Raw genomic sequence first — 23,112 nt, 5'->3', positions numbered from 1 at the left:
AAGAGGGGGCTTTTTCAGTGGGAAATTTCATCATGACGGAATTGAGCGGCGGGGGAATTTGCGTCAGCCGCGACCCCCCTTGATTGCTCTCGGGTTGCAAAGCACGCATGGGTCGTTCGCCTGCATCCTGCACTTGTTGCAAAAGACGATGGGGTCTTTCTGGTATTTTTCCAGCTCCTCGACCCTCCCGTCTTTTTTCAGCTTGCACATGTGGTCCCTGTGTTTCACTGGATTTTCGCACTTAACTTTATCGCCCATCAAACAGCTCCTCCTATGAATTTGCCTCCGAAAATGGCCAGGGTGACCAGAAGCGGGTAGCAATGGAGCACCAAGGCGGCGACCCGGTCCCAGCGCCGCCAGGACAGGAACAGAAACGGGAGCGGCAGCAGCAGGGCGCAGAGAATGGGCGCAGCCTGTACCACGCCGAACACCGGGAGCATCAAGGTTGCCGTGATCATGGAGATGATCCAGAGCCGGCCAAGCGGCGCCGACCCTTTTTTGCCGACTGCAGGCGTGAAGACATGGAAACCGGCGCGCCGATAGTCGTCTGCCTCTTTTCGCTGCAACTGCCAGAAATGCGGGACCTGCCAGAGGTAGATGACCCCGGCGAGCAGGACGATGCGAAAATCCCCGAGCCCACCGCCCGCGGCGCTCCAGCCGACCAGCGGCGCGCCGCACCCGCACACCCCGCCCACCAGCAGAGCCAGAGAACTTACCCGCTTCAGTGGGGTGTACAGCGCCAGGTACCATATGAGCGTCACGAGTGCGACGGCGGCCGGAACGGCGCCGGCCGCGAAAAAGAGAAGGGAGGCGCCCGCCGCGAGCGCCGCCAGTCCCGCGAGGGTGGCTGCGGCCGGTGACAGCTTTTTCGTGGGGAGAGGGCGGTCGCAGGTGCGCCGCATCAACGCGTCGAGGTCGCGCTCCAAGACCTGGTTCAGGGCGGAGCCTGCCGCGGCCGAAAGCGCCACCCCCAGGAACAGGGCCAAAAGGGTCGGGCGCTGGACCGGGGAGGGGAACAGGAGGTAACCCGCCGCCGCCGCGAATCCGTTCATGAGCGAAAGCCGCAGCCGGAAAAGTCTCGCCAGCATTTTCACTTCAACCCCTTCAGGTACTCGATCACCGCCTTCAGATCCGCTTCCGGCATGGCCGATTGCGGCATTACCGCAGGGAAGTCGTCCACGACTGCGGCCGCAGGGTTCAATATCGATTCGCGCAGGTAGCCTTCGTCGACCGTGACCGTCTCCTCCTTGTCTCCTCTATGCACCTTGACCTGGCTTCCGTAGAGCCCCTTGAAGGTTGGGCCGACCTTTGCTGTGCCGTCCAGCGAATGGCAGCCGAGACAGCCGTATTTTTCCAGAAGCGCCTGCCCCTGTGCCGCGCCCCCTGCGGCCTGCTGCTGCAGCCAGGCGGCGAACTGCGCCGGTGGCAGGGCCTCGACCGTGGTGATCATGGCGGAGTGGCCGGTGCCGCAGTACTGCGAGCAGAACAGGTCGTAGGTACCCGGGCTCGTCGCCACGAACCAGACGTGGTTCTTCATCCCCGGGACCACGTCGCGCTTGATCTTGAAGGCCGGGACGTAGAAGCCGTGCACCACGTCCTTCGACTCCAGGTTCACCTGCACCGGTCTCCCGACCGGGACGATAAGCTTGCCGCTTTGCTTGCCGTTGTCGTAGATGAAGTTCCAGGACCACATCCTCGCCTCAGCCTTCACCTGCATCGCGTTCTTCGGCACCGTCCTGAGCGACAGATAGCTGGTCCAGCCGTAGTAGAACATCCCCATCACCAGGAGCGTGGGTAGGACGGTCCAGATCACCTCCAGAAGCGGGCTCCCCGAAACCTGCGAGGTCGGCTCCGGGTTCTTCGAGCGGCGGTAGCGGACCACGAAGAAGACCATGGTGGCGGTGATCCCCACCAGCAGCACCAGGCAGGCGCCGAAAAGGAAGGTGAATACAGGGTCGACTGCTTGCGTCGTTGTCATTAGCTGATTTTCCACGATGCCCCTCTAACGGTAGAGTACGTCGAAAAAGGTGCCCCCGATGAAGCCGGCCAGGGTGAAGAGCGCCACGAAGAGGATAATGCGGAATAGCCGCGGCTCGTACTTCATGTGCATGAAGAAGGCGATAACCAGGCCGGACTTGATGCTCGCGATGGCGAGCGCCGCCCAGACCTTCCAGACTCCGAGTTCCACCCTCGTCACCATGATGGTGGCGGCGGTCAATACCAGCAGTGCCACCCAGACGGCCATCAGTTTGCCGTAACTCAGGATATGTTCCGAATGTTCAGTATCCACCTGCTTCTCCTCTTAAAAACCTTAATCTGCCTCACCTCTCAATCTGCTTCACCTCTGTTTCTACAGAATCAGGTAGTAGAGCGGGAAGATGAAGATCCAGACCAAATCGACCAGGTGCCAGTAGAGGGTCACGTTCTCCAAGGTCACGTTGTCGGTGCTGTTTAGTATCCCCTTTTGCACCATGACGGCGGTCCAGGTCATGAGGATCCCCCCGATGACGACATGGATACCGTGCAACCCCGTGGTGAGATAGTACAGGCTGAAGAAGATCGATTCTCCCGGCGGCCCCGCGATCAGCTTGGGCGAATTCGGGTAGATGCCGTGATGAAACTTGGCGCTCCACTCCAGGTACTTGATGCAGAGAAAGACGAGCGCGCAGCCGATCGTGACTGAGAGGAGCCCCAGGGTGAGCCGCTTCGCCCCGCGCTTGATGGCGGTGACCGACATGGCTGCGAAAAGGGAGCTGGTCAGAAGTACCACCGTGTTGGTAGCGCCAAAGACCAGGTCCAGCTGGTGCCCCCCCAGGCCGAACTCCTTCGGGTAGCGGTTAAGGTAGACCGAGTAGAGGATGAAGACGCCGCCAAAAAGGAGCATCTCCGTGAACAGGAACAACCACATGCCAAGCTTTGCCCCGAAACTGTCCTTTTCCTGGTGACTCATGGAACCCCCGCCCCCTTGAACTCGTACGGCCCGTGTGTCACCACCGGGTCCTCGTCGAAATTCTCCGTGGGAGGCGGCGTGGCGATGCTCCATTCAAGGGTCGCGCCTCCCCAAGGGTTGCCGGTGAACGGCTCGCCGCGAAACAGTCCGCGCCAGAGGTTCCAGACCACGATGATGATCCCGGCGACCAGGATCCAACTCCCGACGGTGGCGACGAGGTTCAGCCGGGCGAACTCGGGGAGGTAATCGTAATAGCGCCTGGGCATACCCTCCATACCCAGCACCTGCATGGTGAAGTACATGACGTTGAACCCCACGAACATCAGGATCCAGCCGACGATGGCCGGTTTTTCCTTGTATCTCCGCCCGTAGTACTTGGGGAGCCAGTAATGTGCCGCCGCGAAGAAGGCGAAGCCGGTGCCGCCGAACATGACGTAATGGAAGTGCCCGACGACGAAATGGGTGTCGTGCACGTGGATGTCGGTGGCGGCGGCGCCGAGGATCAGGCCGGACAGCCCGCCTATGGAGAAGAGCAGGATGAAGGAGAGCGCGAAGAGCATCGGGGCCTCGAGCGATATCGACCCCTTGTACATGGTGGAGACCCAGTTGAACACCTTGATGGCCGAGGGGATGGCGACGATAAAGGTCAGAAACGAGAAGACCAGGATCCCCAGGTCGCTCATACCCGAGGTGTACATGTGGTGTCCCCAGACTGCGGATCCGGCCGCGGCGATGGCGAGGCTCGAGAAGGCGATCATCTTGTAGCCGAATATCGGCTTCCTGGAGAAGACGGGGATGATGTCCGAGATCACCCCCATCCCGGGGAGGATCATAATGTACACGGCGGGGTGCGAGTAGATCCAGAACATGTGCTGGTACATGACCGGATCGCCGCCGCGGGTCGGGTCGAAGAGGCCCAGGCCTAGGATGCGCTCGGTGATCACCAGCAGCAGCGTGATTGCGATGATCGGGGTGGCGAGTACCTGCACCCAGGCGGTGGCGTAGAGGCTCCAGGCGAATAGCGGGATCCGGGTCCAGGTCATCCCCGGCGCCCGCATGCGGTGGATGGTGGTGATGAAGTTGATCCCGGTGAGGATCGACGAGAAGCCGAGGACGAAGACACCGAAGACCGCGAGCGAAACGTTGGTGGTGGTCCGGGCGCTGAAGGGGACGTAGAAGGTCCACCCAGTATCGGGCGCGCCGCCGCCGGTGAAAAGGGAAACCAGCACGATGACCGCGCCTATGGCGTAGAGCCACCAGGACAGAAGGTTCACCCGGGGGAAGGCGACGTCCCGCGCGCCCAGTTGGATGGGAAGCACCAGGTTGCCGAAGGAGGCCGGTATTCCTGGGATGATGAAGAGGAAGATCATCACCACCCCGTGCACGGTGAAGAGGGCATTGTAGGTCTGGGCGGTGACGATGGTTGGGCCTGGGGCGATCAGCTCCAGCCTGATCAGCAGCCCCAGAGAGACCCCCACCAGGAAGAAGCCGAGCACGCAGTAAAGGTACATCAACCCTATCCGCTTGTGGTCTGTGGAAAAAATCCAGGAGCCGATCCCGGTCCTCCCGGTGTCCCGCCAGAACCCTCCCTGCCCAATTGCCGTGTCTTGACTCATTTTCCCCCCAAACGAACCGGCGCCGCTGCCACGGGCGCCGGGTGATCTTCCCGCTTTATTTCTTTTCCTGCCCTTTTCCACCCGGCGCGTTTTTCCCCCCGAAGACGAGGAAAGCTGCGAAAGCGAGCACGCAGACGATGATCACCGTGGCGCTCACCCGCAGCAGGTTGAATTCGTAGCTTTTGCTCTTGGGATCGAAGCTGAAGCAGTAGCTCACCATCTTGCTGATGGTGGCTCCGACCCTTCCCTGGCGCGCCTCCATCAGGGCGAGGGTGACGTCCTTGGCCAGGAACTGGGTGCCGTAGAGGTAACGCACGATCATGCCGTCCCCCGCCACCACGAAGCTCACCACCGGATGCACGAAATCGTTCCCCTGGCGCTGGAACTGGAACCCAGCCGCCTCGGTAAGCCTTCGGATGTTGGCCGCCTCGCCGGTAAGAAAGGTCCAGTTGCCGGCAGGGAATTTCCCACGCATAACCGTCTCGTACATCCGCTTCGAGCGCGCCGCCCGCTCAGGCGTCTCGCGCTCGTCGAAGCTGACCGACAGGACCCGGTAGTCCTTCCCCGGAACCAGCTTGATCTCGGGAAGCACCCTGGCCAACCCTTCCTGCAGATAATTGCAGACGTTGGTGCAGGAGTAATAGACGGGAAGGATGATGGTCGGGCCGGTGACCAGTTCCGACAGGCGCAGTTCGCGCCCCGTCTCGTCCCGGAAGGTCAAATCGAGCGGAATGCGCGCGCCCAGCTTCTCGTTAAGCCCGACGGGCTGGACCTTGGCGCCGGCGGAGGAAAAGGAGCCAAGCGGCTGGGTCCCTTCCACGTGCGCCAGTGCGGTGCTTCCCAAAAGCAGCACCAGAACCGGCACCAACGCTCCCCACCACCTCGCAAACCTCATCAAACCCCGCCCTTTGCCTCGATCATTAAGAAACAAGTGCTCATTATAAATGAAAGTCGCGGCGTGTCCATTACCGGGACGATAAAAGGTAAAACCGCGCTGGAAGCAGGGCGGTGGGTTTGTACTACAACGACGGCGGCGCTGCGAACCCTTCAGAATTAAGCTTGACTTAAAAATGTTTTACATTAGACTGTCTCAATCCTCTTCCTCATCATGGCAATCTAGCCGGTGGCGGCGATCCGCTTTTCGGCGACAAGGAGGCCGGCATGAAGAATTACCGCGGCAAATTCGTCATGGCAGCAATAATCCTCTCCTGCGGTTTGGTGATGCAGGTAGAGCAGGCGGAACGGGCTCAGATGAAGCAGGACAATGGCGGTATCCGCAGAAGCGTCCAGGACAGCACGGTAGCACCCAGCAGCGGGACGGTCGCACGCAACGAAGGAAGCTCGTGGTAATTGCCGTCAGCTAGAGATCTGGCGCCCGCCCCGCACCTGACAGTCGCGGGACGGGCTGCCCCTCCCCCCAAGCCCTCCAGGTTTCCTCTATATACTTTCACTAATTGCTCAAGTTTTAAATTCCGCTGGACGATAAACGACTGTGAATCTCAAATGCCAAGGTCTACAGGAGATCATACATGTCTTTATTCTCTCGGATCCTAACGATCAACTTGATCGCTGTCGCGGCCACCATTGCCGCTGCCATTGCTATCGGGGGAGGGGTTGGCCTTTTTGCCGCCGGCGCCTTGATAATGCTTCTCTCGGCAGTTGCCTGCGGCCTGTTGTCGCGCGGGGAAGCGAAGGCCTTGGAGGAGATGGCCATCGCTCTGGAAAACGCTGCTGCAGGCAACCTCAGCTACCGGGTGGCCGCCACCGGAAGCGGCGAGATAGGACGCATAGGGACCGCCTTCAACACCATGATGGGCGACTGGAACAAGACCATGCACCAGTTCTTCACGGTCACCGACCTGGTGCGCGACTCCGTTGCCCTGGTTAGCGCCACGAACGACGCGATGGCCGCCGCGGCCGAGGACGTGGCGCTTCAGGCCTCGACGATAGCAACCGCCAGCGAAGAGATGTCCGCCACCTCCGGCGACATCGCGCGAAACTGCCTCTACGCCGCCGAGAACGCCCACAGGGCGACCGAGGAGACCACAAGCGGCGCCGAGATCGTCAGCAACAGCGCGAGGCTCATGGAGAACATCGCGCAGCGCGTCATGGCGACCTCAAGCTCCGTCGCCGGGCTGGGAGAGCGCTCCGACCAGATCGGCGCCATAGCCGGAACCATCGAAGACATCGCCGACCAGACCAACCTTCTGGCCCTGAACGCCGCCATAGAGGCCGCCCGCGCCGGCGAGACCGGCCGAGGCTTCGCCGTCGTCGCCGATGAGGTGCGCGCGCTGGCGGAGCGGACCACCCGCGCCACCAAGGAAATCGACGCCATGATCAAGTCGATCCAGACCGAGACCAGGGCCGCGGTCGGCTCCATGGGAGAAGGTGTCGAGCAGGTGAACCAGGGAACCGCCGAGACCTGCCGCTCCGGGGAGGCGCTTAACGGCATCCTCAAGATGATCAACGATCTGACCATGCAGCTCTCCCAGATAGCCACCGCCGCCGAGGAGCAGACGGCGACCACCCACGAGATCACAAGCAACATCCAGATGATCACCAGCGTGGTCAACAACAACGTGGAAAGCGCCCGCGACACCAGGGCGGCCACCGCGAAGCTGGTGCAGCAGGTGGACGAGCTGCACCAACTGGTTGCCCACTTCCAGCTCTCCGACGCGATGGTCTGGGACCAGAGCTTCGCCACCAACATCGGCACCTTCGACGATCAGCACAAGAAGCTCTTCGCCATGGTGAACGAGCTGAACGAGGCCATGCAGCACAAGCGGAGCAAGGAGGCGATCGGCTCCGTCTTGAACCGCCTGATCGAGTACACCGGCAGCCACTTCGCCGCAGAGGAAGAGGCTTTCCGCAAGAGCGGCTACCCCGAGGAAGAGGCCCACGTCCGGGCGCACCGGGACCTGGTGCAGCAGGTGGTGGCGCTGCAGCAGAAGTTCAACTCCGGCGAGACACTCCTGACCCACGACGTGATCGAATTCCTGCAGAACTGGCTGGTCAAGCACATCAAGGGGACCGACGTCCGCTACACCTCCCACCTGACCAAGGCCGGTATCCGTTAATCCCGCCGATCGAAAAAGGAAGGCCGCTTCACAAGGTTGAAGCGGCCTTCCTTTTATTCTCCGCCGATATTAGTGCCTCGCCTCCAGCTCCCCAATGAATTAAAGAAGTTCTCCTGTTCGCCTTTTTCTGCTACATTTTGGTCTAATCTTCCTGCCGAGGTCGCCATGTCACCAAAAACTGCACTGCTACTGCTCCAGATGGGAGGCCCGGACTCCCTGGAAGCCGTGCACCCGTTTCTCATGAACCTGTTCACGGACCGCGACATCATTAAAATCGGTCCGGCTTTCTTGCAGCCGTTCATCGCCCGACGCATCGTCAACAAGCGCGCGCCCAAGGTGGAGGAGTACTACCGCCAGATCGGCGGCAAGTCCCCGATACGCGAGCTTACCGAGGCGCAGGGAGAGGGGCTGCAGCAGCTTTTGGGGGAGGATTTCCGCTCCTTCGTGGCCATGCGCTACTCGCGCCCCACTACCATCGACGCGCTGGCGGCTATCAAGCGCGCCGGGATAGAGAGGGTGATCGCCCTGTCGCTCTACCCGCACTACTCCAAGGCGACCACGGGGTCGAGCGTCAACGAGCTTAAGCGCGTGCTGAAGGAGTCGGGGGCGAAGTTCGAGATCACCTACATCGACCGCTTCTACAACCACCCGCTCTACATCAAGGCACTGTCGGAGAAGGTGATGCAGGGGTTGGCGAAGTTCCCGGACCGCAAGGACGTGGAGATAGTGTTCTCCGCCCACTCGCTCCCACAATCCTTTATCGAGGAAGGGGATCCGTACCTGGACCACATCCAGGAGACGGTGCGCCTGGTCATGGAGCAGGTGGGGGAGGGGAGCCACACCCTTTGCTTCCAGTCGAAGGCGAGCCGGGTCAAATGGCTGGAGCCTTCCACCGAGGCGACCATCGAGCAGATGGCCAAGGCCGGGAAAAAGAACCTCCTGATGGTGCCGCTTTCCTTTGTTTCCGACCACATCGAGACCCTGTACGAGATCGACATCCAGTACGGCGAAGAGGCCAAGGCGCTCGGCATCGAGCGCTTCATCCGGACCGAATCTCTTAACTCCTCGCCGCTCTTCCTGCAGTGCCTGGCGGACCTGGTGAAAACGGCGGCAACGTAATGAAAACCTGCAGCATCTGCAAGAAAGAGTACGACGAGAACGAGCCCGACACCCTCTACGGGGAAGCCGGGGAATGGCTGGCAGAGGAGCTTTTCCAGGATGCCGGCGAGCTCTGCCGGAGCTGCCGCGAGAACCGCGCCCGGCTGGTCATGATGTACGGTCACGACGTCAACACCTGAAACCCGTTTGGAGCCTTACATGGAACGCATCACTTTGGACGGCATCAACCTCACCCTCGCCAACCCCATAGAGCTGCCGCTGCGCTGGGTGGGGGACGAGGAACTTCTAAGGCAACTCCTGGCCGCCTGGATGGTCATCGACGAGCGGGACATCCCCTTCAACCCCCGCCTGATCGGCAAGCCCGGCGTGGGTAAGACCACCCTCGCCTATGCCGCAGCGAAAAGGCTAGGGCGCAAGGTCTACCTCTTCCAGGCCACCATGGACACGCGCCCCGAGGACCTGATCGTGACGCCGGTGATCGGGCCCGAAGGGTCGATCCAGTACGCGGCCTCCTCCCTGGTCTCGGCGATGATCAGCGGCGGCGTCCTCATCCTTGACGAGGGAAACCGCATGAGCGAGAAGGCCTGGGCCTCGCTCGCGCCGCTTCTGGACGACCGCCGCTACGTCGAATCGATCATCACCGGCCTGCGCATCACCGCCCACCCTGATTTCAGGATAGTGGTGACCATGAACGAGGACTCCTCCACCTTCGAGGTCCCCGAATACATCCACTCCAGGCTGCAGCCGCAGCTCTTCATCGATTTCCCCGAGGCGGACGAGGAACTGGCCATCCTGAAGGAAAACCTCCCGTTCGCCGGAAGTTCCATCCTGAACTACGTGGTGCAGTTCCTCCAGCGCGGGCACGCCTCCGACGAGCCGTACTCGGTGCGCGACGGGATCAACATCGCGCGCTACGCGCTTAAGATGATGGCCGCCACCGAAAAGGACCCGCGCGAGCTGCTGCCGCTTGCGGTGGAGAGGATCCTCGGTGAAGAGGCGCTGCGCTATCTGAAGTAGAGAAAACACCTTATGCCCGAGCGCCTGCATCTCGAAAATTTCGGCAACGTCCACGCCCTTCCCATCCTGCACTACCGGATGGAATTCGCGCAGCTGGTACGCGAGGCGTATGAACTGCTGAAACCCGACTGCATCGCCATCGAGCTCCCCCGGACCCTGGAGCCGCAGTTCCTGCGCGCCATCGCGCGCCTGCCCGAACTTTCCGTCCTCTCCTACCAAGTCGCCGGCCAGTCCGTCTTTCTCCTCGTCGAACCAGCCGATCCTCTCATCGAGGGGGCGCGCCTCGCGCTCGAGAACCACATCCCGCTACACCTGGTCGACATCGACCTGGACAGCTACCCCTCCCACGACGAGCAGCTTCCCGACTCCTACGCGGTGCAGCGCATCGGCCTCGAGCCGTTTTACCGGGAGGTGGAAAAGCTTTACCGCGACCTGGAGCCGTGCGACGAGGACCTGCGCCGCGAGCGCGGCATGGCGCACAGGCTGCAGCAGCTTTCCGCACAGCACCAAAGGGTCCTTTTCATCTGCGGCATGTCGCACCTGCAGCGGATCCGGGAGAACTTCGGGAAGCTTCTGGCTCAGCCGCTCACCCGCACCCGCCGCGAAGGGATCGCCATCTTCAACCTGCATCCGGAATGCTGCCACGAGGTACTGGCCGAGTACCCGTTTCTTTCCTCCCTCTACGAGATGAGGAGATCGCCCCTTCCCCCGGAACCCGCGGCGGGTGGCGCCTCGTTGCGGAAAAGCTTCAACGCGTTCGAGCTGATCCTCGGAGGGAAGCAGTCGATCCCCGAGGAGCAGGCCCTCTTGGAGGCCATCCAGCGCAGCGCCCACCGCATAGGGAGCGAAGGGGAGATGCCGGACCGCCAGAAGATCATGCTGCGGCTGTTCCTGGAGGCGGCGCGCCACTACCGCCAGGAGACCGGGGACAAGGTCCACTACTGGCAGAAGCGCGCCTTCTTCCGCTTCGCCCGGAACTACGCGCTCCTGTCGCAGATGCTCCTTCCCGACCTGTACCAGATGCTCGCCGCTGCCCGCGGCTGCCTCGACGACAATTTCGCCTACGCCTTTTTCCGGCTGGCCGCGCACTACCCGTGGCAGCGGGAGCAAAGCGAGATCCCGACCATGAGGCTCTCCGCCGCCGAACTCTGGGCCGGCACCCGCAGGATTCGTTTCCGCCCCCGCCAGCAGGTGCGCGGCAAGGGGCGCTCCGGCATCAAGATGACGAACCGGCGCAAGGAGAAGCGCCCCGGCGACTGGCTGGAGGGGTTCGACGACCCGTACATCTGCTCCTATCCCCCCGAAGACTTGAGCATCGAGGAGTACGGAAGGAACCTGAAGCGGATCGGGGCGCGGCAGTTGAGCGAGGAGGCGAGCAGGACCGAGCCTTTCTCGGCGTCGCTACTGGACGGGATCGACATGCGCGAGACCATCAGGAACCTGCACGAGGGGAAGATCTACGTAAAGGAAAACAAGCGGTTAAAGAGCGGGGTAGGGTGCGTGGTTGTGGTCTTCGACGAGGACCGTGAGGACTCCAGGTATCCCTACTGCATGACCTGGCTCGGGGAGCACGACCAGGAATCGGACATGGCCTTTTACGCCACCCCTCCCACCGACAACATCGTCGGGCCCGGCATTTCCCGCTGCGAGTACGGGGGGTTCCTGTTGAGCTACCCGCCGCGCCGGATGCACGACGTCTGGCAGGACCCGGATTACCGGGGCGCCCTGGGTAAGGGCGAGGTGCTTTTGATGGCGGCGCTTGATTATTCCCTTGAAAAGGATGTGGTGTATGCCGCGGCGAAGCCGCCGAGGAGCTATCTGAAGCAGCAGGCGGCGCGGCTGGGGAAGAGGATCATCTATCTGCCGCTGGGGAGCCTCTCGCCGGTGGCGCTCAAGAGGCTCAGGGCGTTTCACATCCTCTACGGCAAGGACAAGCGGGACATCGCCAAGGACTACATCTGGTAAAAATTTTTATCCCTTCCGCAATATCCTCTTGTCCCCCATCCGGATGGTGAGCTTCTCGCTGTCGAAGTATTCCAGAAGCGGAATCATGAACTTGCGGCTGAGACCTGTGATCTCGCGAAACTCCGGAGGGGTGATCTCCCCTTTTTCCTTCAGATGGGCGACGAGCTTCTCGCGCAACTCCGCGACGGCCCCGGGAGCATAGAAGATATCTCCCTTGATCTTCGCCACCCTTCCTTCGCGGGCTAGTAGGTTCGCGTGATCGAGCACCTGCTTTTCCGTGCAGCCAAGCAGGTCGCATAACTCCTTCAGGGTGGGAGCCTCGAACCACCCCTTTTTCAGCGCCTCCTCCAGCGTCGCCTGGACGCTCGCCTGGTCCTGGGTCACGCCAACCTTGCGCCCGGGGAGCTTGACCAGATCCCGGTCCGATAGCGCCTGCCCATCCTTCTCCATGCTAGCCAAGACCGGCCCAAAGAAACGGGGGTCACTCCGCTTCGGTATCCGTGACTTGAGCTCTTCCTTCCCAATCCCCTCGTACATCGGGTTCTCTTCCAGGTAGTCGCGCAGTTCTTCTGAGAGCTTCTGCTTCAATTGGGCAAAGGCGTCCTTCCCCAGGAAGATGCGAGGTTCTTTCACCACCTGGAGCACGGCGCCGCTGGAGAGGAGGGGCGACAGGGCCGCCTCGATTCTCTTTGCAGACATCCCGGAGCGGTTCACCATCTCCTGCACCGAGATCCCCGACAAAAGCGACGACTCCACCAGGAGCCGGATCCGCTCCTGGTCCGCCCCGGACTCGGCCGCGGCCAGAAGCTCCAGCGCCTCGGCGGAGCGCCTGCGCCTTCTAGGCGGCGCGGGGTCGAGGACAGTCCCCCCACCGAGGGTCGCCTGGGGTGAATAGGTGCGGAGCACGAACGGGTCCCCCGGCAGCAAAAGCACCGGCCTGGAGAGGCGCAGCTGCACGTAGGCGCTCTCCCCAGGCTGCAGCGCGTCCCGGTCGAAAAGGATGACCTTGGCTGGAACCTCGTAGGTCGCCGAATGCAGCCTGACGGTAGCGCGGTGCTTCAGCTCCTTTCCAGCGGAGGCCAGGTAATTGAGCCTGACGTCGACGGCGCTCGTCGGCTTGTAGAGCCCCTTGGGGACGACCACGTCGCCGCGCTCCACGTCCGTGTGATCCACCCCCTGCAGGTTGACCGCCAGCCTCTCCCCCGCTCCCCCCTTCTCCACCTTGGAGCCGAAGGACTGCACGCCGCGCACGCGGCAGGCGATACCGGAGGGGAGTATCTCCACCTCGTCCCCGACCGATACCGAGCCTGACAAAAGGGTCCCGGTGACGACGGTACCGAAACCGGTCACGGTGAAGACGCGGTCCACCGGGAGGCGGAAAGGGGAGTCGACCCGCTTCTGCTCGATCTCTCCCGCCATCCTGGTCAACTCGGCCTTCAGCGCCTCTATCCCGTCGCCGGTCCGGGAAGAAACGGCGACGATGGGGGCATCCGCTAGGAAGCTTTCGGCAAGATACTCGCGCACCTCCTCGGTCACCAGGTCGAGCCAGTCCGGCTCCACCATGTCCCTCTTGGTGAGGACCACGATGCCGCGCTTCACCCCCAGGAGCTGGCAGATCTCCAGGTGCTCGCGGGTCTGTGGCATGATCCCCTCGTCGGCTGCGATGACCAGGAGCACCAGGTCCATTCCCCCCACCCCGGCGACCATGGTGCGCACGAACCTCTCGTGCCCCGGCACGTCGACGATGCCGAAACGGAGCTCTCCCGGCAGCTCCAGGTGGGCAAAGCCGAGCTCGATGGTGATGCCGCGGGCCTTTTCCTCCTTGAGACGGTCGGTGTCGACGCCGGTCAGCGCCTTCACCAGCGAGGTCTTGCCATGGTCTATGTGTCCGGCAGTGCCGAGAATAAGATGCTTCATCGTTAATTGCTCCAAGAGAAAATAAGTTTCTCTTATATCTCAATATTTACATAAAAGGCAACTTTAAGCTCTGCTACCGACCGCGGCAAAACAACCTTTCCTGAGGCGCGGAAGATCACCTCCCCCCGGAGGGGGGAGGGAGTCTAATCCTTGAACTGCAGCTGGTAGAGCCGGTAGTAGAGCCCTTTGGCCTCCATCAGTTCCGCGTGGCTCCCTTCTTCCATCTTTTCGCCATGATGGATGACCACGATGCGGTCGGCGTCGCGGATGGTGGAGAGCCGGTGCGCCACGACCAGCGTGGTCCTTCCCTGCATCAGCCCCTCAAGCCCCCGCTGGATCAGGCGCTCGCTCGCCGTGTCCACGCTCGCCGTAGCCTCGTCCAGCACCAGTATGTCGGGGTCGAAGGCCACCGCGCGGGCGAAGGAAATCAGCTGCCGCTCCCCGGCCGAGAAGTTCACCCCGCGCTCCCGCACCTCCTCCTCGAACCCGTTGGGAAGCTCGTTGATGAAGCGGTCCGCGCCGACCACCGCCGCTGCCTGTTCCACGCGCTTCAGCGCCTCCGGGTCGCCCAGCGATATGTTGTAGGCGATGGTCCCGGAAAAGAGGTAGGGATCCTGCAGCACAACCCCGATCCGCTTTCGCAGGGTCTTCAGCGGGATCTCCCTGATGTCTGCTCCGTCGACCGTTATCGAGCCGCGGTTCACGTCGTAGAGCCGGGAGAGAAGGCGCGTCACCGTGGTCTTGCCGCCCCCGGTCTCCCCGACCAGCGCGACCTTCTCGCCACGCTTCATCTGCAGGGAGAAGCCTTTGAGCACGTAAGCGTCCTCGTTGTAGGCGAACCAGACGTCGTTGAAACAGATGCTGCTCCCGACCTCGTCCGGCGCCGCCTGGCAGGGGGCTCCCTTTTCTTTTTCCGCGTCGGCGGCTCCCTCAGCGAGCAGTGCCGGCTCCAGCGCCTGGTTGTCCAAAAGCGTGAAGATCCGCTCCAGGGACGCCATCGCCCCCTGCATCACCGAGTATTTCGCAGAAAGGTCCCGGATCGGCGAGAAGAAGCGCTCGATGTACTGTATGAAGGCTACCAGGGCGCCGAAGGAAAGGGTCCCCCTGACGATCTCCCCTCCGCCGTACCAGATGATGAGCGCCACCGCTACCGAGGAGAGGGTCTCCACCACCGCGTAGAGCGCCGCGTCCCAGGTGATCACCGGGAGGTTCGATTCCATGTAGGCCGTGTTCAGCCTGCGGAATTCCCGCGCCTCGTCCCTCTCTCGGTTGAACAGCTGGACCACCGCCATGCCGCCGATGCTCTCGGTGAGGAAGGCACTCAGGTTGCTCTGCCTGGCCCGCACCTGCCTGAAGGCCGCGCGCATCCATTTCCTGAAGGCGAAGGCGGTCCAGAGCAGGAAAGGGAGCACCGAGAAGGTGACCAGCGAAAGCTTCACGTTCATGAAGAGCATGATGCCGACGATCCCCGCCAGCACCAGTATGTCCCCCACTACGGTGACGATTCCCGCCGCGAACATCTCTCCCAGCACCTCGATGTCGCTGGTAAGCCTGGAGACGAGGCTCCCGACCGGGGTCCGGTCGAAGAAGCGTGCCGAGAGGCGCTGGAGGTGCGAGAAGAGCTGCACCCGGATGTCGTACATCACCTTCTGTCCCACGTACTGTAAGAGATAGACCTGGGCGAACATGAGGAGCGATTCTGCGAGGATGACGCCGAGAAAAAGGCCCGCCAGCGACGGGAGCCCGGCCATCGCCCCCTTGGTGATGTGGTCGTCGATGGCCAGCTTGAGGATCCAGGGCTGGACCAGTTTTGCCGCCGCCACGAAGGGGAGGAGTATGAGCGCGGCCGCGATGAGACGGCGATACGGCAGCAGGTAGGGGAAGAAGCGCCCCATCAGCCGCCGGTCGTACATCTTGCCGACTATCTCGTCCTCGTAGATCCCGCCGAAGTGCATATGCTAAAGCCTCTCTATCTCCGCCTTCAACTGCTCTTCCTTGTGGATTGCGGCGTAGCGCCCGCCGAGATCCAGCAGCTCCTCGTGGCTTCCCTGCTCGACGATCGCCCCCTGCTCGAGAACGATGATCTGGTCGCACCCACGCAGGGGGGAAAGCCGGTGCGAAACGATCAGCACGGTCCGCTCGCCGTAATACCCGGAAAGTGCCGACAATATCTCTTCCTCGGTATCGGCGTCGACCGCGGAAAGCGGATCGTCCAGCACCAGGATGCTCGGCTCCTTCAAGAGAGCGCGCGCTATGGAGACCCTCTGGCGCTGCCCACCGGAAAGGGTCACTCCCCTTTCCCCCACCAGGGTCTCCAACCCTTGGGGAAAACGCGCAATGTCCCCGGCGAGCCCCGCTATCCTCACGGCCCGCTCGATTTCTTCCCGCCCCGCCCCCGGCTTTCCGTAGGCGATGTTCTCGGCGATGCTGCGCGAGAAGAGGAAACCTTCCTGCGGCACGAAGCCTACCGCGGCGCGGATCTTCTCCAGGGAGATCCGGTTCAGGTCGATGCCGTCGATGAAGACGGTGCCGTCGGGGACCGGGAAGAGCCTGGGGATCATCCTGACCAGGGTGGACTTGCCGCTTCCCACCACTCCGACGATGCCTAACCGCGATCCGGCCGGTATTTTGAGGGTTATGCCGCGCAGCATCTCTGTCGTGCCGTAGGAGAAGGTGAGGTTCCGAAACTCAACCTCTCCCCTGATCTCGCCGGGATCGATCGGCTCCGACGGTTCGACCACCTCTGCCTTTGCGTTGAGGATCTCGCCCAGTCGGGCCATAGAGGCGGCCCCCCTCTGCACCAGGTTCAGGATCCATCCCAGCATGATGGTGGGCCACACCAGCATCGCGAGGTAGCCGTTGAAGGCGACGAAGCCGCCCAGGGTCAGCTCGCCGCTCACCACCTGCGCGCCCCCGACGAAAAGGATGATGAGGGTGCCCAAGGCGCCGGTCGAGGCCATTATCGGGAGCATCAGCCCCCTGATCTTGGCAACCGCCATGCTCGCGTCGCTGTAGTCGTCACAGGCGTGCCGGAAGGTCTCGATCTCCCCCTCCTCGCGACAATACGCTTTCACCACCGCGGCCGCGGAGACGTTTTCCTCCACCCGCGTGGTCAGCCTGGAAAGGGCCTCCTGCATGCGCTTCGAGGTCCTGAACATCGAGGCGCTAAGCTTCTTCACGATGAAGATCATCAAGGGGAAAGGCGCTACGGCGCAGATGGTGAGAAAAGGGGAGATGCGGGTCAAGAGGATCAGGGCCGCGGTGTAGACGATGAAGGTGTTCAGCACGCTCAGCACACCGAAACCAAGGAGCATCCTGACGTTGGTGAGGTCGTTTGCCAGCCGGGAAAGGATGTCCCCGGTGCGCCAGTTGGAGAAATAGGTGCGGTCCAGCGTCAACAGCTTGCCGTAAAGGTCCTCGCGCAATAGGTACTCGATGCGGCGCCCCGCGTTCAAGAGGGTCGTGCGCGAGAAAACACGAATGATCCCCTGGCCCACGGCGGCAGCCGCGATCATGGCGCCGTACTGCCCGGGGGTGAAGCGGCCTGAGGCGGGCTGCTGCAACTCCTCTATGGAGAGTTTCAATAGCCAGGGAATGGCAAGCCCGCACAGGTTGGTGCCAACAAGCAGCAGCGCGCCGCCCAAGTAGGCCCCGCTGCAGGTCCGCACATAGCGGTATAGTCTCTTGAGTTCCTCGATGCCGCACCTCGTCCGGGTCTAACGCCACGGTACTATTATTACATTTCACTTTTCCTGTCAAAGCATTTGCCCCCCGCAACATGAGGACTTTCTGTTTTAAAATCATGTATACCACCACCAAACTCCGGTTTTCTACGGCTGATGCGACAAAGCCAGCCTATGCTCCCCTTTTCCCCGTAACTTCAGTGACTTTTGCCTCATATCGCTTACCATACCGCTGCTGTTCTAAAATTCACTATTTTTCACTGATTCGGATGCCGAATTTTTCTGATAATTTCATGTTATTAGCGCAATTTTCTTCAAAAGTTATTCTTTTTCAACTACTTCTGATCAAAACAAATTGTTGCTTTTTTGTTTTAAAATGGCGTATATTTCAGCAGCGTTTTTTCGGCGCCTGCCAAATCGCGCTTTTGTAAAACATCGTTCTTGTGTAATGGCATATGAAGGAACTTTCTCCTTGCCTCCGGGTTGGAGTGGTCGTATGATTCTCGCCGTTTATTAAATTTCTCACTACCTCACGAGGTCCGTTGTGAAAAACAAGTTGATGCACCTGTCGAACGAAACCATGAACGTCGGTTTCGTGAAAAAGGTGGAGGCGCTTTCCGGCAGCTCGGTGCGGCGCTGTTTCCAGTGCGGCAAGTGCTCCGCCGGCTGCCCGATGTCGGCATTCATGGAGCATCCCCCCAACCGGATCGTCCGGCTGCTGCAGCTGGGGCAGGGACAGCGCGTGCTGGCCGGCCGCTCCATCTGGTACTGCGCCTCCTGCGAGACCTGCACCACCCGCTGCCCAAACAAGGTGGACTTGGCAGCCATCATGGACGCCCTGAGAAAGCTCTCCTGGGACGCCGACGGCCCCTCCAAGGAGAGCTACGTGCAGCTCGCCAACCGGCTCTTCATCGAGAACATCCGCACCTACGGCAGGCAGTACGAGCTGAGGCTCGGCGCCGCGTTCAACATGAAGAGCGGCCAGTTCCTCAAAGACCTGATGCTCGGGCCGAAGCTGATCTCCAAGGGAAAGCTCAAGATGTTCCATTCCAAGAACAAGAACATCGGTGAGATCGAGGCGATCTTCAAGAGGATCGAGGAGATGCGCAAGAAAGGAGAGGCGCTGTGACACCTGGCAAGAAACGGCTCAATTATTCCTACTACCCCGGCTGCTCGCTGCATGCCTCGGGGCGCGAATACGACATCTCCACCCGGGCGCTTTTCAAGGCGCTGAACGTAGGGCTGAAGGAGGTGCCGGACTGGTTCTGCTGCGGCGCCACGCCGGCCCACAACGTGGACGAGCTTTTGTCGCTTTCCCTTTGCGCCAAGAACCTCTCCCTCGCGGAGCAGGTCGAGGGGGACCTCGCCGTCGCCTGCGCTGCCTGCTTCTCGCGGCTTAAGACCACGCAGCACCACCTGAAAGAGGACGAGGAGAGAAGAAAGCAGGTGGAAACCGCCATCGCGGGCCCTGCCGCCCTCGACAAGCCGGTCAAGCACATCCTGGAGATCCTGGCGCGTGAATTCGGCCTCTCCAAGCTGGAGGAGAGCGTCAAGAAGCCGCTGCTCGGGCTGAAGGTCGCCAGCTACTACGGCTGCCTCCTGACCCGCCCCCCCGAAGTTCCGGAGCTAGACGACTGCGAGGACCCGAGCATCATGGAGGACATACTGCGAGCGCTCGGCGCCGAGCCGGTCCAGTGGTCGCACCGGATGGAGTGCTGCGGCGCCAACTTCACCCTGTCGCGCCCAGGCGTGGTGCTGAAGCTCTCCAACGCCATCCTGGAATCGGCGCGCCGGGCCGGGGCCGACTGCATCATGGTCGCCTGCCCGCTTTGCCACGGCAACCTGGACATCAGGCAGAAGGAGATCAAGGACGCTTACGGCGCTCCGGACTCCACGCTTTTCGGCAACATCTTCGGCTCCGAACTGCAGCAAGGCGCGTCCAGCGACCAGCGCGACCTGCCGGTCTTCTACATCACGCAGCTCGCCGCCCTCGCCATGGGGGTCCCCTCCGGGAACCTCGGCTTCGAGAGCGTCATCACCGACCCGAAGCCGCTTTTGAGAGAGAAACAACTGCTGTAGCCCAAGGGCGGGCAGCTAACGGATTGAGGAGCTTATGTCCAGAATCGGTGTTTTTGTGTGCCACTGCGGCGAGAATATCTCCCGCACGGTCGATGTGGAGCAGGTGGCGAGAGCCGCCGGGGAGATCCCCGGCGTAGCCTACGCCTGCGATTACAAGTACATGTGTTCCGACCCGGGGCAGAACCTTTTGAAGAAGGCGGTCGCCGAGCACAAGCTGGACGGCGTGGTCGTGGCGGCGTGCAGCCCGCGCATGCACGAGAAGACCTTCAGGAAGGCGGCATCGGCGGCCGGCCTCAACCCTTACCTCTGCGACATGGCCAACATCCGGGAGCACTGCTCCTGGGTCCACGAGGACAAGAAGCTCGCGACGGCGAAGGCCGCCGACATCGTGAAGCTCATGGTGGAGCGGGTGAAAAAGGGGAAGTCGCTGGCGCCGATCACCGTGCCGGTCACCAAGCGCGCCCTGGTCATCGGCGGCGGTATCGCCGGGATCCAGGCGGCGCTCGACATCGCGGACGCAGGGCACCAGGTGATGCTGGTCGAGCGCGAGCCCTCCATCGGCGGCCACATGGCACAGCTCTCGGAGACTTTCCCGACGCTCGACTGCTCGCAGTGCATCATGACCCCTAAGATGGTCGACGTCGCCAACCACCCGAACATCACCCTGCACACCTTTTCCGAGGTCGAGAAGGTCGAGGGGTACATCGGGAACTTCCAGGTGACGCTCAAGCACAAGGCGCGCTCGGTGGATGAGTCCAAGTGCACCGGCTGCGGCATCTGCATGACCAAGTGCCCGAAGAAGAAGATCCCCAATGAGTTCGACCAGGGGCACGGGATGCGCACCGCCATCTACGTCCCCTTCCCGCAGGCTGTACCCAACACCCCGGTCATCGACCGCGAGAACTGCACCATGTTCCAAAGCGGCAAGTGCGGCGTCTGCGCCAAGGTCTGCGGCCCCGGAGCGGTCGACTACCAGCAGGAGGATCGCTTCTCCGTTGAATCCGTGGGCGCCGTCGTCGTCGCCACCGGGTTCAAGCTCTACTCCATCGACAGAAAGCCCGAGGGGAGCCCCATCCAGGGTTACGGCGAGTTCGGCTACGGCACGATCCCCGACGTCATCGACGGGCTCACCTTCGAGCGTCTCGCCTCCGCCTCCGGCCCCACCGGCGGCAAGATCCTGAGGCCGTCCGACGGCAAGGAACCGAAGCAGGTCGTGTTCATCCAGTGCGTCGGCTCGCGCGCCAGGGAGAAAGGGATCTCCTACTGCTCCAAGGTCTGCTGCATGTACACGGCGAAGCACACTATGCTCTACCACCACAAGGTGCACGACGGCCAGGCGTACGTCTTCTTCATGGACGCGAGGACCCCGGGCAAGGGATACGACGAGTTCTGGAGGCGCGCCGTCGAGGAAGAAGAGGCGGTCTACATCAGGGGGATGGTCTCCCGCATGTACCAGAAGGGCGAGAAGATCGTGGTGATGGGGAGCGACATCCAGGTCGGCGTGCAGGTGGAAATCGAAGCCGACCTCGTGGTCCTCGCCACCGCGGTGCAGGCCCAGGACGGCGCCGACCTCCTGGCCCAGAAGCTCGGCATCTCCTACGACAAGTACAACTTCTACTCCGAGGCCCACGCGAAGCTAAAGCCGGTTGAGTGCGCCACCGCCGGGATCTACCTGGCCGGCGCGTGCCAGGGGCCGAAGGATATTCCGGACACGGTGTCCCAGGCCTCCGCCGCCGCGGCCAAGGTGATGACCCTCTTCTCCAAGGACCAGCTGGAGCGCGACCCGGTGGTCGCCAAGGTCAACGAGAAGTACTGCGTCGGCTGTCTCGCCTGCAAGAAGGTCTGTCCCTACGGTGCGGTCGAGGAGAAGGAGATCAGGGACCGTCAGGGGAACCTGGTCAAGGTGGTAGCGTACGTGAATCCTGGCGTCTGCGGCGGTTGCGGCACCTGCCAGGCCACCTGTCCGTCCAAGAGCGTCGAGCTCGACGGCTACACCGACGAGCAGATCATGGCGATGATCGAATCGCTGTAAAACGAACCGAAAAGCTTTACCACAGAGGTCACGGAGGTTCACTAAGGACACAGAGGTAAAACAAAAGCTTGAGGGTTTTAAACCCGAACCTGATTTTGCCTTTTCTCTGTGACCTCTGCGATCCTTTGTGACTTCTGTGGTGAGCTTTTAGACTCAGCTATTTAAAGGATTCTTCCATGCACGCTGAAGCTAAACAGCACGATTTCGAGCCGAAGATTGTCGCTTTCGTCTGCACCTGGTGCACCTACGCCGGCGCGGACCTGGCCGGCACCAGCCGAATGCAGTACCCGGCCAACGTACGGGTGCTCAAGTTCCCCTGCACCGGCCGCATCGATCCGGTCTTCATCCTGCGCGCCTTCCAGAAAGGGGCGGACGGGGTGCTGGTCTCGGGGTGCCATCCCGGCGACTGCCACTACATGGCCGGCAACTTCCACGCCCGGCGACGCTTTGCCGCATTCCGCGCCCTGCTCGATTTCGTGGGGGTTGACCTGCACCGGCTTCAGTTCTCCTGGGTCTCCGCAGCCGAGGGGGGGAAATGGGTCGAGGTGGTGACCGAACTGACCGAAAGGGTGCGTGCCATGGGGCCGATGCTGGAGTTCAAATCGCTGGAGCACGAGGAGCAGTGGTCTGCCTTTCAAGCCCTGGCTGACGTACCCGGCGTGGTGAACACGCCTGAACTGAAAGAGGCCTACGACAAAATATGAACGCTAAAGCCAACAAAAACCAGGGGAGCTGCATCGAGCCGTCCTATTACCAGGCGGTCACCAAGGCGATCCGCACACAGGCAGTGCAGATCCTTAAGGAGGGAACCGTGGCAGGCTTGGTCGGATACCTTCCCGGCCGCCGCAAGGGGACTGCCCGCCCCGCCCTGATCACCACGCCGGAGGAAGCGGAAAAGCTCATCTTCTCGCCGGCCTGCGTCAACAACCTCTCGGTTTACCTGACCAAGTCGAAGAAAGGGGTGCTGAAGCAGGGACGGATCGGCATCGTCGCGAAGGGTTGCGACATGCGCGCGTTAGCCGGGCTGATGGGGGAATCCCAGATCAAGAGGGAGGACCTTTTCATCATCGCCGTCGACTGCGCCGGGGTCTACGGCTCCGGGGCAGAGCGCAGCGAAACGGTGACCGAGGCGAACATCGCGAGGAAATGCCTGGAGTGCTCCGTTCATCACCCGGAGGGGGCGGATTTCGTGGCTGGCTCCGCCACTGATCTTTCCGGCCTGACCCCGCTGGAGGCCGAGGAGATGGCGCGCATCGAGGCGCTGCCGCAGGCTGAGCGCTGGGCTTTTTGGAAAGAACACTTCTCCCGCTGCATACGGTGCATGGCCTGCCGGCAGGTCTGTCCCTTTTGCTACTGCGAGCAGTGCCTGTGCGACAAGAACCGCCCCCAGGCGGTGGAGAGTTCCCCAAGGCCCGCCGGCAACACCGCCTGGCATATCGTGCGCGCCATGCATCTGGCGGGGCGCTGCGGCGGTTGTGCCGAGTGCGAGCGCGTCTGCCCCATGGACATCCCGCTGAACCTTTTGAACCGACGCATGGCGAAGGAACTGAAGGAGCTCTACGACTACGAGGCAGGCCTCGCGCCCGCCGAGAAGGGGCCGCTCACCCAGTACCGGGAGGACGACGACCAGTCGTTCATCAAATAGCAGGGCAACGCC

General features: G+C 61.9%; 21 protein-coding genes. 11 read left to right on the top strand and 10 right to left on the bottom strand.

All coding sequences use genetic code 11. The features are described 5' to 3' along the window. Window positions 1-63 precede the first annotated feature (63 nt). The 7 genes from GEOBRER4_RS00235 to GEOBRER4_RS00205 are packed head-to-tail and all read right to left on the bottom strand — an operon-like array spanning window position 64 to window position 5,431. On the bottom strand, window positions 64-258 hold the full coding sequence (locus GEOBRER4_RS00235) for a hypothetical protein (protein ID WP_185243738.1): 195 nt from the start codon (window positions 256-258) through the stop codon (window positions 64-66). Continuing rightward, window positions 258-1,088 (bottom strand): UbiA family prenyltransferase, encoded by an 831-nt coding sequence (locus tag GEOBRER4_RS00230; RefSeq protein WP_226377846.1) that lies wholly within the window; start codon window positions 1,086-1,088, stop codon window positions 258-260. Before GEOBRER4_RS00230 ends, GEOBRER4_RS00235 begins: the two co-directional genes overlap by 1 nt. 2 nt (window positions 1,089-1,090) lie before the next feature. Then, window positions 1,091-1,978: a cytochrome c oxidase subunit II gene (gene coxB, locus GEOBRER4_RS00225; RefSeq protein ID WP_226377845.1), complete on the bottom strand. Its 888-nt coding sequence runs from the start codon at window positions 1,976-1,978 to the stop codon at window positions 1,091-1,093. Window positions 1,979-2,002: 24 nt separating this feature from the next. Next, a complete protein-coding gene (locus GEOBRER4_RS00220; RefSeq protein ID WP_185243735.1) occupies window positions 2,003-2,290 on the bottom strand; it encodes a cytochrome C oxidase subunit IV family protein in 288 nt (95 codons plus the stop codon). Window positions 2,291-2,350: 60 nt separating this feature from the next. Continuing rightward, on the bottom strand, window positions 2,351-2,950 hold the full coding sequence (locus GEOBRER4_RS00215; protein ID WP_085814437.1) for a cytochrome c oxidase subunit 3 family protein: 600 nt from the start codon (window positions 2,948-2,950) through the stop codon (window positions 2,351-2,353). Beyond that, window positions 2,947-4,566 (bottom strand): cytochrome c oxidase subunit I, encoded by a 1,620-nt coding sequence (ctaD, locus tag GEOBRER4_RS00210; RefSeq protein ID WP_185243734.1) that lies wholly within the window; start codon window positions 4,564-4,566, stop codon window positions 2,947-2,949. The genes GEOBRER4_RS00215 and ctaD overlap by 4 nt, the downstream gene beginning before the upstream one ends. Window positions 4,567-4,621: 55 nt before the next feature. Then, a complete protein-coding gene (locus GEOBRER4_RS00205; RefSeq protein WP_226377844.1) occupies window positions 4,622-5,431 on the bottom strand; it encodes an SCO family protein in 810 nt (269 codons plus the stop codon). A 296-nt stretch (window positions 5,432-5,727) separates the two neighbouring features. Here GEOBRER4_RS00205 and GEOBRER4_RS00200 point away from each other — a divergent pair, with 296 nt between their 5' ends. From GEOBRER4_RS00200 to GEOBRER4_RS00175, 6 genes are all read left to right on the top strand, one after another. Beyond that, window positions 5,728-5,916 (top strand): hypothetical protein, encoded by a 189-nt coding sequence (locus tag GEOBRER4_RS00200; protein WP_185243732.1) that lies wholly within the window; start codon window positions 5,728-5,730, stop codon window positions 5,914-5,916. A gap of 179 nt (window positions 5,917-6,095) precedes the next feature. Further along, the gene (locus GEOBRER4_RS00195) at window positions 6,096-7,643 is read left to right on the top strand and encodes a bacteriohemerythrin (RefSeq protein ID WP_185243731.1); all 1,548 of its coding nucleotides are present in this window, start codon (window positions 6,096-6,098) and stop codon (window positions 7,641-7,643) included. Window positions 7,644-7,808: 165 nt separating this feature from the next. Further along, complete coding sequence (gene hemH, locus GEOBRER4_RS00190; protein ID WP_185243730.1) at window positions 7,809-8,762, top strand: ferrochelatase; 954 nt, start codon at window positions 7,809-7,811, stop codon at window positions 8,760-8,762. Further along, a complete protein-coding gene (locus GEOBRER4_RS00185; protein WP_185243729.1) occupies window positions 8,762-8,941 on the top strand; it encodes a hypothetical protein in 180 nt (59 codons plus the stop codon). Before hemH ends, GEOBRER4_RS00185 begins: the two co-directional genes overlap by 1 nt. Window positions 8,942-8,960: 19 nt before the next feature. Next, complete coding sequence (locus tag GEOBRER4_RS00180) at window positions 8,961-9,779, top strand: AAA family ATPase (RefSeq protein ID WP_085814444.1); 819 nt, start codon at window positions 8,961-8,963, stop codon at window positions 9,777-9,779. 12 nt (window positions 9,780-9,791) lie between these two features. Continuing rightward, complete coding sequence (locus tag GEOBRER4_RS00175; protein ID WP_185243728.1) at window positions 9,792-11,744, top strand: TraB/GumN family protein; 1,953 nt, start codon at window positions 9,792-9,794, stop codon at window positions 11,742-11,744. Window positions 11,745-11,750: 6 nt separating this feature from the next. Here the strand turns inward: GEOBRER4_RS00175 and selB are convergent, their stop codons facing one another. From selB to GEOBRER4_RS00160, 3 genes are all read right to left on the bottom strand, one after another. Further along, entirely contained in the window at window positions 11,751-13,661 is a 1,911-nt protein-coding gene (selB, locus tag GEOBRER4_RS00170; protein WP_185243727.1) for a selenocysteine-specific translation elongation factor, read from the bottom strand. 143 nt (window positions 13,662-13,804) lie between these two features. Further along, window positions 13,805-15,616, bottom strand: coding sequence for an ABC transporter ATP-binding protein (locus GEOBRER4_RS00165; RefSeq protein ID WP_185243726.1), 1,812 nt, complete (start codon window positions 15,614-15,616; stop codon window positions 13,805-13,807). 3 nt (window positions 15,617-15,619) lie between these two features. Further along, a complete protein-coding gene (locus GEOBRER4_RS00160) occupies window positions 15,620-17,329 on the bottom strand; it encodes an ABC transporter ATP-binding protein (RefSeq protein WP_185243725.1) in 1,710 nt (569 codons plus the stop codon). Window positions 17,330-17,888: 559 nt separating this feature from the next. Between GEOBRER4_RS00160 and GEOBRER4_RS00155 the strand changes: the two genes are divergently transcribed. The 5 genes from GEOBRER4_RS00155 (at window position 17,889) to GEOBRER4_RS00135 (ending at window position 23,100) form a co-directional block, all read left to right on the top strand. Continuing rightward, a complete protein-coding gene (locus GEOBRER4_RS00155; protein WP_026842211.1) occupies window positions 17,889-18,473 on the top strand; it encodes a 4Fe-4S dicluster domain-containing protein in 585 nt (194 codons plus the stop codon). Continuing rightward, complete coding sequence (locus GEOBRER4_RS00150; protein WP_185243724.1) at window positions 18,470-19,423, top strand: CoB--CoM heterodisulfide reductase iron-sulfur subunit B family protein; 954 nt, start codon at window positions 18,470-18,472, stop codon at window positions 19,421-19,423. Before GEOBRER4_RS00155 ends, GEOBRER4_RS00150 begins: the two co-directional genes overlap by 4 nt. A 34-nt stretch (window positions 19,424-19,457) precedes the next feature. Continuing rightward, window positions 19,458-21,455 (top strand): CoB--CoM heterodisulfide reductase iron-sulfur subunit A family protein, encoded by a 1,998-nt coding sequence (locus GEOBRER4_RS00145; RefSeq protein ID WP_185243723.1) that lies wholly within the window; start codon window positions 19,458-19,460, stop codon window positions 21,453-21,455. 176 nt (window positions 21,456-21,631) lie between these two features. Beyond that, entirely contained in the window at window positions 21,632-22,159 is a 528-nt protein-coding gene (locus GEOBRER4_RS00140; protein ID WP_185243722.1) for a hydrogenase iron-sulfur subunit, read from the top strand. Beyond that, window positions 22,156-23,100: a 4Fe-4S dicluster domain-containing protein gene (locus GEOBRER4_RS00135; protein WP_185243721.1), complete on the top strand. Its 945-nt coding sequence runs from the start codon at window positions 22,156-22,158 to the stop codon at window positions 23,098-23,100. Before GEOBRER4_RS00140 ends, GEOBRER4_RS00135 begins: the two co-directional genes overlap by 4 nt. The last annotated feature ends 12 nt before the right edge of the window (window positions 23,101-23,112 follow it).

The organism is Citrifermentans bremense, from assembly GCF_014218275.1.
GTDB classification, from domain to species: domain Bacteria; phylum Desulfobacterota; class Desulfuromonadia; order Geobacterales; family Geobacteraceae; genus Geomonas; species Geomonas pelophila.
This window is presented reverse-complemented; position numbering and strand designations above follow the sequence as displayed.

Bases quoted from the DNA above. Each gene is read 5' to 3' on its own strand.
- GEOBRER4_RS00235 (WP_185243738.1), bottom strand. From the start codon at position 258: ATGGGCGATAAAGTTAAGTGCGAAAATCCAGTGAAACACAGGGACCAC.
- GEOBRER4_RS00230 (WP_226377846.1), bottom strand. From the start codon at position 1,088: ATGCTGGCGAGACTTTTCCGGCTGCGGCTTTCGCTCATGAACGGATTC.
- coxB (WP_226377845.1), bottom strand. From the start codon at position 1,978: ATGACAACGACGCAAGCAGTCGACCCTGTATTCACCTTCCTTTTCGGC.
- GEOBRER4_RS00215 (WP_085814437.1), bottom strand. From the start codon at position 2,950: ATGAGTCACCAGGAAAAGGACAGTTTCGGGGCAAAGCTTGGCATGTGG.
- ctaD (WP_185243734.1), bottom strand. From the start codon at position 4,566: ATGAGTCAAGACACGGCAATTGGGCAGGGAGGGTTCTGGCGGGACACC.
- GEOBRER4_RS00200 (WP_185243732.1), top strand. From the start codon at position 5,728: ATGAAGAATTACCGCGGCAAATTCGTCATGGCAGCAATAATCCTCTCC.
- GEOBRER4_RS00195 (WP_185243731.1), top strand. From the start codon at position 6,096: ATGTCTTTATTCTCTCGGATCCTAACGATCAACTTGATCGCTGTCGCG.
- hemH (WP_185243730.1), top strand. From the start codon at position 7,809: ATGTCACCAAAAACTGCACTGCTACTGCTCCAGATGGGAGGCCCGGAC.
- GEOBRER4_RS00185 (WP_185243729.1), top strand. From the start codon at position 8,762: ATGAAAACCTGCAGCATCTGCAAGAAAGAGTACGACGAGAACGAGCCC.
- GEOBRER4_RS00180 (WP_085814444.1), top strand. From the start codon at position 8,961: ATGGAACGCATCACTTTGGACGGCATCAACCTCACCCTCGCCAACCCC.
- GEOBRER4_RS00175 (WP_185243728.1), top strand. From the start codon at position 9,792: ATGCCCGAGCGCCTGCATCTCGAAAATTTCGGCAACGTCCACGCCCTT.
- selB (WP_185243727.1), bottom strand. From the start codon at position 13,661: ATGAAGCATCTTATTCTCGGCACTGCCGGACACATAGACCATGGCAAG.
- GEOBRER4_RS00165 (WP_185243726.1), bottom strand. From the start codon at position 15,616: ATGCACTTCGGCGGGATCTACGAGGACGAGATAGTCGGCAAGATGTAC.
- GEOBRER4_RS00145 (WP_185243723.1), top strand. From the start codon at position 19,458: ATGTCCAGAATCGGTGTTTTTGTGTGCCACTGCGGCGAGAATATCTCC.
- GEOBRER4_RS00140 (WP_185243722.1), top strand. From the start codon at position 21,632: ATGCACGCTGAAGCTAAACAGCACGATTTCGAGCCGAAGATTGTCGCT.
- GEOBRER4_RS00135 (WP_185243721.1), top strand. From the start codon at position 22,156: ATGAACGCTAAAGCCAACAAAAACCAGGGGAGCTGCATCGAGCCGTCC.